16 protein-coding genes and 2 tRNA genes are annotated in these 14231 nt (G+C 49.0%); 4 read left to right on the top strand and 14 right to left on the bottom strand.

The window, feature by feature from the left end:
• Positions 1–142: 142 nt before the first annotated feature.
• The 6 genes from QMA35_RS19010 to QMA35_RS18985 all read right to left on the bottom strand — a co-directional run bounded on the left by QMA35_RS19010 (position 143) and on the right by QMA35_RS18985 (position 3822).
• On the bottom strand, positions 143–433 hold the full coding sequence (locus QMA35_RS19010; protein ID WP_281648728.1) for a hypothetical protein: 291 nt from the start codon (positions 431–433) through the stop codon (positions 143–145).
• A gap of 151 nt (positions 434–584) precedes the next feature.
• Complete coding sequence (locus tag QMA35_RS19005) at positions 585–2306, bottom strand: hypothetical protein (RefSeq protein WP_281648727.1); 1722 nt, start codon at positions 2304–2306, stop codon at positions 585–587.
• Between the two features lie 79 nt (positions 2307–2385).
• Complete coding sequence (locus QMA35_RS19000; protein ID WP_281648726.1) at positions 2386–3057, bottom strand: hypothetical protein; 672 nt, start codon at positions 3055–3057, stop codon at positions 2386–2388.
• Positions 3058–3114: 57 nt separating this feature from the next.
• Positions 3115–3477 carry a nitrous oxide-stimulated promoter family protein gene (locus tag QMA35_RS18995; protein ID WP_281648725.1) on the bottom strand — a complete coding sequence of 121 codons (363 nt, stop codon included), beginning with the start codon at positions 3475–3477 and terminating at the stop codon, positions 3115–3117.
• Between the two features lie 94 nt (positions 3478–3571).
• Positions 3572–3648 (bottom strand) — tRNA-Pro (locus QMA35_RS18990).
• Positions 3649–3745: 97 nt separating this feature from the next.
• A tRNA-Pro gene (locus QMA35_RS18985) sits at positions 3746–3822 on the bottom strand.
• Between the two features lie 184 nt (positions 3823–4006).
• Between QMA35_RS18985 and QMA35_RS18980 the strand changes: the two genes are divergently transcribed.
• Positions 4007–5290 carry a DEAD/DEAH box helicase gene (locus tag QMA35_RS18980; RefSeq protein ID WP_281648724.1) on the top strand — a complete coding sequence of 428 codons (1284 nt, stop codon included), beginning with the start codon at positions 4007–4009 and terminating at the stop codon, positions 5288–5290.
• Between the two features lie 5 nt (positions 5291–5295).
• On the opposite strand, the gene QMA35_RS18975 is transcribed toward QMA35_RS18980, so the two are convergent.
• The 4 genes from QMA35_RS18975 to pheS form a co-directional block, all read right to left on the bottom strand.
• Complete coding sequence (locus QMA35_RS18975) at positions 5296–5688, bottom strand: MerR family transcriptional regulator (RefSeq protein WP_281648723.1); 393 nt, start codon at positions 5686–5688, stop codon at positions 5296–5298.
• Positions 5663–5971 carry an integration host factor subunit alpha gene (ihfA, locus tag QMA35_RS18970; protein WP_281648722.1) on the bottom strand — a complete coding sequence of 103 codons (309 nt, stop codon included), beginning with the start codon at positions 5969–5971 and terminating at the stop codon, positions 5663–5665. Before ihfA ends, QMA35_RS18975 begins: the two co-directional genes overlap by 26 nt.
• Before the next feature lie 240 nt (positions 5972–6211).
• Positions 6212–8596, bottom strand: coding sequence for a phenylalanine--tRNA ligase subunit beta (gene pheT / locus QMA35_RS18965; protein ID WP_281648721.1), 2385 nt, complete (start codon positions 8594–8596; stop codon positions 6212–6214).
• Between the two features lie 195 nt (positions 8597–8791).
• Entirely contained in the window at positions 8792–9808 is a 1017-nt protein-coding gene (pheS, locus tag QMA35_RS18960; RefSeq protein ID WP_281648720.1) for a phenylalanine--tRNA ligase subunit alpha, read from the bottom strand.
• A gap of 494 nt (positions 9809–10302) precedes the next feature.
• On the opposite strand from pheS, the gene smrA reads away from it, so the two are divergent.
• The 3 genes from smrA (at position 10303) to QMA35_RS18945 (ending at position 12470) form a co-directional block, all read left to right on the top strand.
• On the top strand, positions 10303–10893 hold the full coding sequence (smrA, locus tag QMA35_RS18955) for a DNA endonuclease SmrA (protein WP_281648719.1): 591 nt from the start codon (positions 10303–10305) through the stop codon (positions 10891–10893).
• Between the two features lie 198 nt (positions 10894–11091).
• Positions 11092–12195, top strand: coding sequence for a Na/Pi symporter (locus QMA35_RS18950; RefSeq protein WP_281648718.1), 1104 nt, complete (start codon positions 11092–11094; stop codon positions 12193–12195).
• Positions 12196–12209: 14 nt separating this feature from the next.
• Positions 12210–12470 carry a hypothetical protein gene (locus tag QMA35_RS18945; RefSeq protein ID WP_281648717.1) on the top strand — a complete coding sequence of 87 codons (261 nt, stop codon included), beginning with the start codon at positions 12210–12212 and terminating at the stop codon, positions 12468–12470.
• A gap of 38 nt (positions 12471–12508) precedes the next feature.
• Here the strand turns inward: QMA35_RS18945 and QMA35_RS18940 are convergent, their stop codons facing one another.
• The 4 genes from QMA35_RS18940 to infC form a co-directional block, all read right to left on the bottom strand.
• Positions 12509–13063: a hypothetical protein gene (locus QMA35_RS18940; RefSeq protein WP_281648716.1), complete on the bottom strand. Its 555-nt coding sequence runs from the start codon at positions 13061–13063 to the stop codon at positions 12509–12511.
• Between the two features lie 241 nt (positions 13064–13304).
• The gene (gene rplT / locus QMA35_RS18935; RefSeq protein ID WP_281648715.1) at positions 13305–13661 is read right to left on the bottom strand and encodes a 50S ribosomal protein L20; all 357 of its coding nucleotides are present in this window, start codon (positions 13659–13661) and stop codon (positions 13305–13307) included.
• 29 nt (positions 13662–13690) lie between these two features.
• Complete coding sequence (gene rpmI / locus QMA35_RS18930; RefSeq protein WP_281648714.1) at positions 13691–13885, bottom strand: 50S ribosomal protein L35; 195 nt, start codon at positions 13883–13885, stop codon at positions 13691–13693.
• Between the two features lie 122 nt (positions 13886–14007).
• Positions 14008–14231 (bottom strand): translation initiation factor IF-3 (gene infC, locus QMA35_RS18925; RefSeq protein WP_281648713.1); only part of this gene is annotated, 224 nt, incomplete at its 5' end.

Here is a 14231-nt window from a genome sequence, read left to right as displayed (position 1 = left end):
GTCGCCCTCGCTCGATAAGAAAACCAGCGTCGTCAGTTTAGTCTACGAATCGTGGCTGAGGTTAGGTGGTAATCAGGAAACTTTAAGGGGGGGGAAAGGAGAATTAAGGGCAGCCCGGCTTCAGGCTACCCTTGGATACTGCTTACGATTCAATACCATTGAGCCCGTTGTAAGCACTCAGGACAAAGGTCAGAGAACCAAAGGCCAGCAGAACAGCCATAATCGGGAACATAACTTCACTATCAACCAGCCCCAGATAAGCGGCCATCTGGAACGCGGAATAACAAAATACTGACATAAAAATACCGAAAGTAATTCCTCTCAACATCTGCCCAACAGCTCCACCCAGCTTACTTGCCACATTCAGCAAAATCACCATCGCTACCGATGAGAAAAGCATCACCGCAATATTTGCAAACTGTTCAACGTCCATAATCTCTCCCTGATTATCAGATATTTAACTTACTTCCAGTAACTTTAAACTGCAGACTTCAAACTGCAGCAATCAAAAGCCTTATAACAAAGGTAGTGCAGATTTCTACATGTTTAAAATGTAATGCAGGGAGCTGTAAAAGGAACGGCTCCTAAACCTGCAACGGAACAGCGGACTGGTCCACAATACCAGCCTCCGAAAACAAGGCTTTGTCAGGACTACCATCTTCATATTGTACAGTGTTAACAAAAACGGCCTGGCCTTTTTGCTCAATTTCTTTACAGGCCTCCTCCAATCCACCATGAATAGCAGCAGCGACGATTTTCCCATCAAGCGTCTTGCCATCATCACCGAGTCTTGCATACGCACCACTACTGAACCGGCACATTCTCAGAACATCCAGTGGCGGCATATTACCCGCAGCCTTCGCTCTGAGGTTATACTCCTGAACCAGAAGCATTGTTCTTTTTGCAGTATTTCTGACAGCGAGGAGGAAGTCTGCATCGGACCCGAATTTTGGGTCATTACCCAACGGAGGAACAATGTAAGCCATGGCCCGATTTTCCGGATTTCCATAAGGGCAATAAGAATCATCAAACACATGGACGAAAGCACTACCTTCAACGCCACCCCCCTCCCCAGGAAGGCCTATAGAATAATTCACTCCTGGAATGACCTGTTTGCTGGACAAATCGGGAACACAAAACCCTTGCCCATCACCATCAAGATCAAGAATGTCACGGTGGTAATCGGCATAGCCATTTTTTTGGGGATCACTAGATTTTTCTAAAATCTGACCAAAGAGAGCATTAATCGTCCCCCCTCCAAGATATAACCCCTTATCCCCGGCATTGACTGAAACAATATTCCCCTGACCCGACGGCGCTTCATCGTAAGGCGGTGTAAATTTCAATGTACCCGCTTCCCTTAGTAACTGAAATTGCGGAACTTTCACCCCACCTTGTGGATGAGCGGTTACTGCAGTAGCTTTGGCAGGTGCCGCAGGTGCAGTTGCTCCTGGTAATGGGGGCGGAGGCGGTACAGGTTGCCCTGGAACCCACGGAGAGGGAGCGGATGAAGGTGTGACACTTTTTCCATCATCAGCAACAGGGTGCTCTTCGGGTTTAGGCTTGGCTTTGGAGATAGATGTTATCTCTTGCTTTCCATCGCCATCAACCACATTGAATGAAAAATCCCTGTTCTCCAAAGCATTGAATTGCTTTTCCCAATCAGCATCACTGTCCTGCCCTTGCTCAGTCAAAGCGTCCTTGATCTGGGCGAGTTCAACTTTTACGCCATCGACCTCAGCCTTAAGCTTTTCCCGGTTATATTCTGCATTGTTTGGATTCGCCTTAAAGTCACTCAAGGCTTTTAAAGCTTTCGCCTGTAGCTCTTTCATCTTTTCCGGATCGACTGATTTATCCGGAGGAAAAACATTCACGGGTTCAGTACTGGGGGGGACTGTCACAGAAATGATAATTTGCCCCGCCTCTCTGGCCTCAGCTCCCTCATCATGTTTAAGAACGCCGAGGGCACGCTCCATAAGTTCTAGCTGCCCCAACTTCTCCAAAGCCACATCAGCTTTTTTCAAAGCGGCTTCTTTCTTGGCTCGTAATGCTTCAGGGGACTCCCCCCTCAGACTTGGCAAACCTTCACTGGAGGTTTCTACTATTTCTCTTTCACTCACTCTGGTATCAGGTGCCTGGGAGGGCTCCAGCTGATCAGTTCCCACCAAAGGATTAACATCCGGCTTTTCCGCGACACTAGCATGCCCGGCAAAGCCCGCCCCAGCAGTACTGCTAACAGGAAGATCCTTATCTGTAACCGGGGGAGGTGATTGCGGAGGATTTTGATCTGACGGACGAACGCTCATAGCTTTTCATTATTTATAGTTGATCCTATTTCAACTCTAGTACCAGATTTCAAGATCAGCCGCACGGTATTTTATTCCTTTAAAACCACCATAAAAATTCAACACCATGGCGTATGGCGCGAGCACCAGCAAGTTTAACAGAAGCAATCCTTTCATCCTTTACATGGCCTCTTGGAAGCTGCCCTGAACGTTGATAAGACTTCCAGTCTTTCACCGCGCCTCTTGGAAGGCTCCATATTTGAGCTTCAACCACCAACCCCGTAACAGCGAAGAACTCCCAGGCATCGGACTCTTTGCCATGACCAGCTGCAATAATCAGTCCGCCGACAAACCCTGTCAGCCAGCCTTCAAGATGACCGGCCAGAGATGACCTCGCTTCAATTCGTTCAGCCAGAACTTTTAAACGGAAAGCATTATCAGACAAACCGGGAATCTGAGATTTTTCAGGAAGAGGATAAAGAGACCTGAACAGAACGTCCCCTGCACCAAGAGCCGCTGAAACAGCACCAACAGTATTGGCCCGTTCGCTGGATTTACTATGGGTTCTGTTCGCCTCATATCCCTGTGCGATTGCAGAAACACCATGAATACCCGACCAACCGTATTGCCACCACTGTGACTGCTGCTGATATTCCTCAACTCGCTCAGATAACCACTGCTCCGGAGTATCCTCCAGAGTTGCAGCGAGACAAAAGGAGACAAAGAATGAGCTCATCAAACATGAGATCAGTAAATCCGCCCTGCGCGCCATAAGCAATGCTCTCGCGTCACCATTATTCTTAGAGTGCGCAGTGTAGACCGGTTTTTATCAGGCCGAATCCTTTCTGAATTTCTTACCTGGGCGAGGAGGCAAAGGCCGACGCTCTTCCCATAGATGGCGAATAGCAAGGATAGGGTGATGCAGCAGCATACGCGGACCAGCCCAGCGCATCACCTGGCGAACCTGTTCACGTTTGGCAGGTTTATAACAATGAATAGGACACTTGGAACAAACAGGTTTATTTGCCCCGTAAACACAACGCTCGACCCGACGTTCGCAAAAGGCTTTTAATTCAATGCAATCTGAACAGAGGTATCCATTCTCAGGTTTATGATGGTGCTGACAATAGAGGGCAATCATTTTGCCAACAGTTTTGTTTTCTCGTTGAAGTCTTCCGGATTCTGCGCTCATAAGCTCTTCCGTCCTGAATGATTCAAGACTACCAAAATAATCTCGACCAAACGAAAAAAAGCGCACATCAAAAGATGTACGCTTTTTCTTGATTTGGTCGGAGCGAGAGGATTCGAACCTCCGACCCCCACAACCCCATTGTGGTGCGCTACCAGGCTGCGCTACGCTCCGATCTATAGCTATGTTAATGATTTCATTATAAAAATCAACAACACAAGCCAATGCGAAAGCCTCTCTTTAAACAGAGATGGGATAAGCTTTCTGAAACTGGTCGGAGCGAGAGGATTCGAACCTCCGACCCCCACAACCCCATTGTGGTGCGCTACCAGGCTGCGCTACGCTCCGACTAGGTACTGCTCTACGGCAAGAACGGGCGTATCCTATCCAAAACAGCGAAGCGCCACAAGAGGCTTCCCAATCGTACTTCTACCGATTTCAGGAAATGCCATTAAAAACCACTGACTCTGCGAACCCCTTACTGTAAAATCCGCCGCCTTCCTCAAAACGCTATTCAGGTTACCTTTCGATTATGTCTACTTTTTCTGCCCTTGGGCTATCTGCACCTCTGCTCACAGCAGTGGAAGAAGCAGGCTATCAAAACCCGACCGAAATCCAGGCAAAAGCCATTCCCATGGTATTAACCGGACGGGATATTATGGCATCGGCACAAACTGGCACCGGAAAAACCGCTGGTTTTACTTTGCCTGTGCTGCATCGTCTGTCTGAAATGCGCGCCAGCAAAGATATTCGCGCATTGGTTCTGGTACCCACCAGGGAGCTGGCTGTACAGGTTGGAGAAAGCTTTTCAACTTATGGAAAACATCTCCCCTTGAAAGCCGCTACTGTATTCGGCGGCGTTGAAATGTCCCCACAAATCGAAGCCATTGAGGCGGGTGCAGATATTTTAATCGCTACCCCGGGCCGCCTGCTTGACCTTATAAGCAAAGAACACGTATCCCTGTCCAAGCTACGCATCCTCGTTTTGGATGAAGCCGATCGCATGCTCGATCTGGGTTTCAAGGATGATATTGAACGTATTTTGAAAAATGCTCCAGAGAAGCGTCAGAACCTGCTGTTCTCAGCAACCTTCTCCCGTGAGATCAAACAGCTGGCTCATGAATTTCAGCGTCACCCGGTAAAAGTCGAAATTGAAGACCCCAACTCTGCCGCCAAAACAGTGAAACAGGTTGTTTATCCCGTTGACCAACAGAGTAAACCCGAAATTCTCAGTTACATTATTAATGGCGGCGACTGGGAAAAGGTACTTGTTTTTGTTCGCACAAAAAAAGCAGCCAACAAGATTGCTGAACTACTTGAAGAAGACGGCGTAAGTGCTCAAGCCATCCACAGTGACAAAAGCCAGCACCTGCGAACACGTACACTGGAAGGCTTCAAAAGCAATCAGTTCACCGCACTGGTTGCCACAGATGTTGCCGCCCGTGGGCTGGATATCGAACAGCTCCCTCTGGTTATTAATTATAACCTTCCAAAAGTTGCCAAAGACTATGTTCACCGCATAGGTCGTGCTGGTCGTGCTGGCATGCCAGGGCAAGCCATCTCACTGCTCAGCCCTGAAGAAAAGCCACAACTGGAAAGCATCCGCAAGCTGGTCAAACAACCTTTGAAAGTAGAGCCTCTACCTTATTTCGAAGGTGGAGAAACCCGCCCGGTAGACATTACAGAGCAACTCGAGAAGAAACAGCCAAGAAAAGTGCGATCACAGGAATCTCGCGACAAAAGGGCAGCAGAAAAAAGAAAATACGGGCCGAAGCCAAAGTCTGCTCCTCAAAAGCGTAGAAGAAGCAGCGTGTAAACTATTTATTTCCGCTTCAAAAGGGCTCGGACTTCCTCGAGCTCTCGAATGGTCTGGCGAACCAACTGTCGAAACTGACTGCTATCGTGGTGCTCGTCTTCACCGGCAAGGCGAGCCCGGGCACCGGGAATGGTATAACCCTGCTCATAGAGAAGACTGCGAATCTGGCGAATAGTGAGAACATCCTGCCGCATATAATAACGGCGATTCCCTCGGCGTTTAACCGGTTTCAGGTGAGCAAACTCCTGCTCCCAGTACCTGAGCACATGAGGCTTCACCTGACAAAGATCAGCAACCTCACCAATGGTGAAGTACCTTTTTCCGGGAATTGCCGGGAGCTCAGCCTGAATACCTGCTTGCCCTTCGCATCCGTCAGTCGTCGACAAGGTTTCCTGCATAGTCCTCAACTCTCGCCCTGAGTTTCTGGCCTGGTTTAAACGTCACTACACGCCTTGGTGAAACGGGAATTTCTTCACCGGTTTTAGGGTTCCGGCCAGGACGCTCTCCTTTGTCCCGCAGATCAAAATTCCCAAAACCTGACAGCTTTACCTGTTCATTATTTTCAAGTGAGGAACGAATCTCTTCAAAGAAAAGATCAACAATTTCCCGGGCTTCTCTTTTATTAAATCCCAGATCCTCATGCAACCTATCAGCAATTTCTGCCTTGGTCAGTGCCCCCATGGCCATACATCCTCGATGTAATATTTTAACATCTATCTATAACAGCATGACCCTTATGACAATTCGGCAAGATGCTGTCACACCTTAGAATGCTGTGATAAAAAGGAAATATCAACCCTTTCAGTCAGTTAGATACCTATATGACCGATACTGACCACTATCTGCGCAACAGATACAAAAAACCCCTAAAGCTTTCACCTCAGGGGCTTATAAGAAAAAACGACAGCTCAGCGTCCGTTTTTACTGACGCAAGGTACCACCCAACTCTGCTTCCAGAGCCGCAGCAATACAGGCAAACAGGTCATTAATCTCTTCATCGTTCAGGGTACGCTCTGCATGACGCCAGGTAACACCCAGAGCCAAACTCTTCTTGCCTTTCTCAACGCCCTTACCGCTATATACGTCGAACAAGCGAATATCACGCAGCCACTCACCAGCCTTGGAACGAATAACCGCTTCAACATCAGCCGCTGCTGTGGTCTCATCAAGAACCAGAGCCATATCGCGACGAACCTCCGGGAACCTGGACAGTTCACGGAACGCAGTCACATCACCAGCCATCAGAACATCAGCGGAGATTTCAAACAGGTAAACCGGTGTATCAACACTTACGGTTTTAGCAACACTTGGATGCAGGCGACCAATCACACCAACAACCTTTCCGTCACGCAAAATTTCAGCGCACTGACCGGGGTGAAGTGCAGAACACTTATCAGCCGCGCGGAAGCTGTATTCGGCTTCGTTACCAACACGTTTGAACAAAGCAATCAGATCGCCTTTCAGATCAAAAAAGTCGACAGGTTCATCGCTACCATGCCAGCTCTCAGGATTACGACTACCACAGACAGCACCGCCCAACCACAAATCCTGAGTTAACTGGTCGCCTTCACGGATAAAGATCTGGCCCGTTTCAAACAGACGCACACGATTCTGCTGGCGGTTCAAATTATAACGCATAGCAGTTACCAAACCTGGCAACAGGCTGGTACGCATAACAGACATTTCACTGGAAATCGGATTTGCCAGAGGCTCAGCCACACGTTCAGGGTCAAATGCCTGATGCAGAGATGGATCAATGAAACTGTAGTTAATCGCTTCACGATAACCGCGAGCCACCAGCACACGACGCAGTTCGCTCATACGCACAGTCGACTCATCAATAGTCTTCAAACGCAGCTCGGCCAGAGGAATGGTGTCGGGCAGATTGTTGTAACCGTATATGCGGCCAACTTCCTCCACCAGATCCTCTTCAATGCTGATATCAAAACGCCAGCTGGGCACAGCTACAGACCACTGATCTTCAACCGTTTCAGTAAGTTCCAGACCAAGACAGGTCAGCAGAGGGGCAATATGATCGGCAGGCAGTTCTACACCCAACAGGTCAGTTACCTTTTGGCGGTGCAGGATGACTGTGCGCGCTTTAGGCAATGCCTCTTCGCAAGCCACTTCTACAACAGGACCAGCCTGACCACCACAGATATCCAGAATCAGGCGGGTTGCACGCTCAATCGCCTTACTCTGCAACTGGTAATCCACACCACGCTCAAAACGGTGGGAAGCATCAGTATGCAAACCGTACTGGCGAGCCTTACCGGCAATACCAATCTTGTCGAAGAATGCTGACTCCAGGAAAATACTGGTCGCATCTTCGTTCACACCAGAGTACTCACCACCCATAACACCGGCAATACCCAGCGCTTTCTCTTCATCAGCAATAACCAGAGTATTGGCGTTCAGCTCCTGCTCGGTGCCATCCAGCATCAACAGTTTTTCGCCAGCTTCCGCCATACGAACACGGATAGAACCACTCAGGCGATCCAGGTCATAGCCGTGCATTGGCTGACCCAGTTCCAGCATCACGTAGTTGGTTACATCAACAACGGGATCAATGGAACGCACACCAGAACGACGCAGGCGCTCAACCATCCAGATAGGGGTGGCAGCCTTGATATTTACATTACGCAGCACACGCCCAACAAAACGTGGGCAGGCCTCAGTGGCTTCCAGATTCACTTCGAAGGTGTCATCAATATCAGCGACAACATCTTCAATCTCAGCAACGGTCACATCAGCCAGGAAGTTAGCGGAAACCTCACGAGCCAGACCGGCAATACTCAGGCAGTCACCACGGTTGGGGGTCAGATCAACATCAATAATGGTGTCGTCCAGCTGCAGGTATTCACGGATATCCGCGCCAACTGGCGCATCCAGCGGCAGCTCCATAATGCCATCAGCACGCTCGGAAGCGAGACCAATCTCATCGTCACCACACAGCATACCGAAGGACTCAACACCACGAAGCCTGGCTTTCTTGATCTTGAAGTTGCCAGGCAGAACCGCGCCTACCATGGCAAAAGGAATCTTGATACCTACGCGAGCATTAGGGGCACCACAAACCACCTGAAACTCTTCAGTGCCGTTGGTGACTTTGGTCACACGCAGCTTGTCCGCATCAGGGTGCTGCTCACAGGCAACAATCTCACCCACCACTACACCAGAAAACTCTGGCGCAACGGCTTCATACTCATCCACTTCCAGGCCAGCCATGGTGATTTTGCTGACTAGCTCTTCGGTGCTTGCGTCCGGGTTAACCCAGCTGCGCAGCCACTGTTCGCTGAATTTCATTCTGTTCTCATCCTTAACCCCTCCACATAAAGAAGGATCAAATAAACCGATATGACTCCGATGCTATCGAGACGGGAATGATGGGGTTGTTTTCAAAGGCCATGAATGGCCTGTGAGCCGCCTCTGGGCAGGAAGCCCAGCGGCGCGGAAAACAATTCCATGATTCCGGCCGGAACACCGATCAAAATTCATTAATTATTTGAACTGCTCAAGGAAACGCAGGTCATTCTCGAAGAACTGTCGCAGATCCTTAACGCCATAACGCAACATGGCAAAACGTTCAACACCCATGCCAAAGGCAAAACCACAGTACTTCTCTGGGTCCAGCCCAGCGTGACGAAATACGTCAGGGTGCACCATGCCGCAGCCCAGCACTTCCAACCACTTAATGGAGTCATCCGCATTACGGCCCCACTCAATATCCACTTCTGCAGAAGGTTCAGTGAATGGGAAGTAAGAAGGACGGAAGCGGACTTCCAGATCGTCACGCTCGAAGAACACCCGCAGGAAATCAGACAACAGGCTCTTCAAATCAGCAAAACTGGTTTTCTCAGCAACATACAGACCTTCCACCTGATGGAACATCGGGCTGTGGGTCTGGTCGGAATCGCAGCGGTACACCTTACCAGGGCAAACAATAGCGATTGGCGGCTTGCGGTTCTCAGCCACAAAACGCTTCATAGTGCGCACCTGAACCGGAGAGGTGTGAGTACGCAGCACGGAACCGTCCTTCATGTAGAAGGTATCGTGCATGGCACGAGCCGGGTGGTGATCAGGAATATTCAGCGCTTCAAAGTTGTGGAAATCATCTTCGATTTCCGGGCCAGCTTCTTCGGTAAAGCCGATAGTCTGAAAGTATTCGCTGATCCGCTCCATGGTACGGGTTACAGGGTGGATACTACCCACACCCTCACCACGACCTGGCAAGGTCACATCAATGGATTCAGCAGCCAGCTGGGCATCCAGCGCAGCCTGCTCCATAAACGAGCGGCGCTCGTTCATAGCCTTCTGCACTACCTGCTTGGCTTCGTTGATTTTGGCGCCCGCCTTGGGCTTTTCCTCTTTAGACAGGTGACGTAATCCCTGCATCAGCAGGCTGATCTCACCTTTTTTTCCCAGATACTGCACACGTACCTGATCCAGGCTGGCCGCATCACCGGCAGCCGCGACAGCAGCCAGTGCTGCGTCGGTTAATGCTTGGAGGTTTTCCATGGACTCTGTATAAACCAGTTAACAACGCAATAATTCATTTACCCGCCTTGTTACCAAAACGGAAGGTGCCTACGGAGCCAAGGCTACCAGCCTTGGGTTATCGCACTCACCACGAAAATGTCAAAGCGACCAAGTTTACATGAGAGCCGGGATTAAGACTACGAATCCAGCGCTCTTTCCAGAGATAAACGGCCACCCAACCGGGATTTATGGTACACAGCGAATTCAGAAACAAATCCCCTATGCCTACCCATCTTTGGGCAAGCTCCATCATTTCGAGCCTTTGTTAACACTTCAACCGCCTGCTTTGGCATATAACCCGAACGCAGGCAGCAATAGTACAGACAGCAATAGCTGCATAGCGCCCATAACCGTTCGAACGATTCCAACAGTCACGGGGCGTTTTACCTATAACCAGACAGTCAGCACAACTGACTCTTTCACTGAGTATGATATTCTGTCCCCTCCTTTTAGAATTCCGATAGATCAAGACCATGCAACAGGGTGACAATGATCTTTTCTTTGAAGAGATGTCTGACGTACAACCACTCGCCAGAGGAAACGTTCACGCCAACATCAGCACACATAGAAAAAGCACCCCCGGACAAGAAGAACGCCGCCGCGCAGCAGCAGAATACCTTGTAGACCCTAACCCTCTCTCCATGGAGCTGCGTAAACGGGTTCAACCCCATGACTTCCTGTTCTGGAAAGAGGCTGGGATTCAAGAAGGGGTTTGGAAAAAGCTACGCCTGGGCAAATACAAGATGGATGCCCGACTAGACCTTCACCTTATGACCGTGAAAGAGGCTCGCAAAGAGCTTCATCGTTTTCTGCAAGATTGCAAAGACAATGACATCCGAACTGCACTCATCTGCCACGGCAGGGGCGAACAGGGTGATCAAAAGGCGACCATGAAAAGCTACAGTCGCCAATGGCTGGAGGAACACGACACCGTTTTAGCATTTCATACTGCACAACGTCACCACGGCGGAACCAATGCCGTTTACACCATGATTCGGAAAAGTGAAGAAAAGCGCATCGAAAATCGCGAACAGTACGCCAAAAGAAACAGTCAAACCTGTTGAATTTATCAACAGCACGGGTACGTACAAAAGCCAACGAAAGCACTCAACAGGCCTCGTTTTTTTGTAGTACTTATGTACAAACCGCTGGATATTTCTTGCATCTTCTTCTAATTCATGGGATATAGCGCGCAGTTTCTCACAACAGTTGAATAAAATGCTATGACACACTCGGGCCCGCAACGGAATTCTGCCGGCAGTATGCTGCGCTGGTTAACTGTCGTTCTGATGGTCTACCTGTTACTTGTCGCTGTCGGAATGATAGGCAGCGGCTTTAAATGGGCATCAGGTGGCGCCGATGGCGCCAGAGAACTTTTCGCTTTTGCCAGCAACCCAATTATGGGACTTGTTATCGGCGCCTTTGCCACGGCTCTGGTACAGTCTTCAAGTACAGTCACCTCGGTTATCGTCGGCCTTGTTGCCGGTGGCCTGCCAGTTCACACCGCCATTCCCATGATCATGGGTGCCAACATGGGCACCACCGTGACCAACACCTTGGTGAGCATGGGCCACATTGGCAAGAAAAAAGAGTTTCGTCGCGCTTTTTCTGCCGCAACGGTACACGACTTCTTCAACCTGTTAGCCATTGCTATTTTCCTGCCACTGGAAATATTTACCGGCTACCTGAGCAAGGTGTCTGAATACCTCACCACCTTTGTGGTTGGTGGAGAGTCCCTGAGTATCAAGGGCTTTAATTTCATTAAGCCTTTAACAAAGCCTGTTATTGGCATATTCAAAGACATGTATGGCTCTTTGCCAGAACCTTGGGGCGGTGTCGCCCTGGCTCTTACAGGCTTGGCCCTGATTTTCCTGTCTATTGTTATTCTGGGAAAACTGCTGAAGGTTCTAATGGTTGGCCGCGCCAAAGCTATCCTCCACCGCGCCATTGGTCACGGCCCTGTTACCGGCATCACCTCTGGCACACTGATGACCATCGCCGTCCAATCTTCATCAACCAGCACCAGTCTTATAGTACCCTTGGCCGGTAACGGCCTGTTCAAGCTCAAGGAAATCTACCCATTCACTTTGGGCGCAAACATTGGCACCTGTATAACCGCCTTGCTGGCAGCAACGGCTGTTGAAGGAGAAATGGCGCAATTCGCCCTTCAGATTGCACTGGTTCATCTAACGTTCAACCTGTCAGCAGTTATTCTGATTTACGGCATCCCATTCCTGCGTCGCATCCCACTCATTACAGCCAGACGCTTCGCTCAAATAGCCAGTCGACGCAAATGGATAGTTTTTGCTTATGTAATCGGACTATTCTTTGTTTTACCAGGTTTACTGATTGCCCTGACCGCCTGAAAGGAGTCTCTTCCATGACAATGCAGGAATATAAAGCTCACCGCAAAGCTCTCAAGGCTCAGATAAAAGAGACCAAGGCCCTACTTCACCAGCTGGAAAAAGAGCTTGAGGACGAGCGCAATGAGATGCAACACGAAGAAGTGGATCACCTTGAGGAATATATGAACAAGAGCGATGTCCACATCAAAGATCTCAAGACCCTCAGCACCAGCGCAATAACGGACTTGAGAAAGTCTTTGAGCGATATAGTCAACTGGTTTAAAGGTTCCAGGTAACCTCCGCCCTGCAATAAGCGGGGCGAAACGGAAGTTTCTTAAGAGACTTCCGTTTTCACCATATCGTGAAAGCGAGTAGCAATAGTATTTACAATATCAAGCCGCTGAAATGTAGAGAGCTCATCAAGCTTATCCAGATCCAACCAGTGAAGATGAATATAAGGCGACTTGGACTGAAACTCCCGAAGATCCCCTTTCTTGATCAAAGGAAGAAAATTATCTTGTTTTGATAATACCTGATCAAACGCCTCATTAAGCGGTAGCGTTTTCCCCTTTCCACCTTTAAGCGGAAGACGGACATAAAAACCGCTCTTACCAAACATCTCGCCAGGAAACATAAATATTCCACTGGGGCGTACAGCCTTGGCAGAAACAAAGCTGAACGTGTCGTGCCAGGCATTCTGGTCCGGCATCACCTCGATAGAAGCCTCACTATCTTCGCCATGAAATTCCAACTGATAATTACTGTACAGTTTGCAAACACTGGAAGAATACACACAAAAAATATTCTTCATAGAACGAAGATATTCGTAGGCTTTGCGACGGTGAGCGAAATTATTAAGCTCCCATTCCAACTCTGCATCTTGCGCCATGACTTATTATCTCTTGCTTCTCATGTTCGCTCCTGATGATCAACCAAACGGAACGGGAGCGACTTTGTAATTTATTAACTCGAGAATATCAACACAACAATCAAAAATCTCCCCATATTTTGTAAGTATGTGACGTAGATTGTCACCTGCTAACTTTACAATTCAAATTTCAGGCACAAAAAAAGGACCCCAAAAGGATCCTCTTTTTCAGACTAATTACCTAAGAAGGCAAAAAGACTGTTTAAGCCAGGGCAGCTTTAGCCTGATCAACGATAGCAGCAAAAGCAGACTTCTCGTGAACAGCCAGGTCAGCCATAACCTTACGGTCAATCTCGATGTTGGCCTTCTTCAGGCCAGCAATCAGACGACTGTAAGACATACCGTTCATACGGGCACCAGCATTAATACGGGCAATCCACAAAGCACGGAACTGACGCTTGCGCTGACGACGGTCACGGTAAGCGTACTGACCCGCTTTAGTAACCGCCTGCTTGGCTACGCGGAATACGCGGGAACGCGCACCGTAGTAACCTTTAGCCTGCTTCAGAATTTTCTTGTGACGACGACGGGCTACAACACCACGCTTTACTCGAGCCATTCTCTATTTCCTCCAATAACCAGTCTGAATTAACGTACGCGCAGCATGCGTTCTACCAATGGCTTATCAGCAGCACTGACCTGCTGAGTGCCACGCAGCTGACGCTTACGCTTGGTAGTCATCTTGGTTAGGATGTGGCTCTTAAAAGCGTTTTTACGCTTGAAGCCGCTAGCAGTTTTCTTGAAACGCTTAGCAGCACCAGAGTTGGTCTTCATCTTTGGCATGATTGACTCCGCATTCAAAGGCCCGGCCTGAGTTCATGACCGACTCAGGTTAGGCAGCATAAATAATGAAAACTCCAAATGTAGACGAAAATCCGGCAAGTCGGACTTTCGCAAAACAGATGTCACTTCCGCTTCTTGGGGGCAATAACCATAATCAATTGACGGCCTTCCATCTTTGGACGCTGCTCAACAGTACCCAGCTCCTCCAGATCTTTCTCAACCCGGTTGAGCAACTGCATTCCCAGTTCCTGGTGAGCCATCTCACGACCGCGGTACCGCAGAGATACCTTGGCTTTATTGCCTTCTTCAAGGAAACGTATCAGGTTGCGTAGTTTTACCTGATAAT

The sequence above is a fragment of the Parendozoicomonas sp. Alg238-R29 genome (assembly GCF_947331445.1).
Classification (GTDB): domain Bacteria; phylum Pseudomonadota; class Gammaproteobacteria; order Pseudomonadales; family Endozoicomonadaceae; genus Sansalvadorimonas.
Note: the sequence above shows the minus strand (reverse complement) of the source record. Positions and strands in the feature narration are given on the sequence as shown.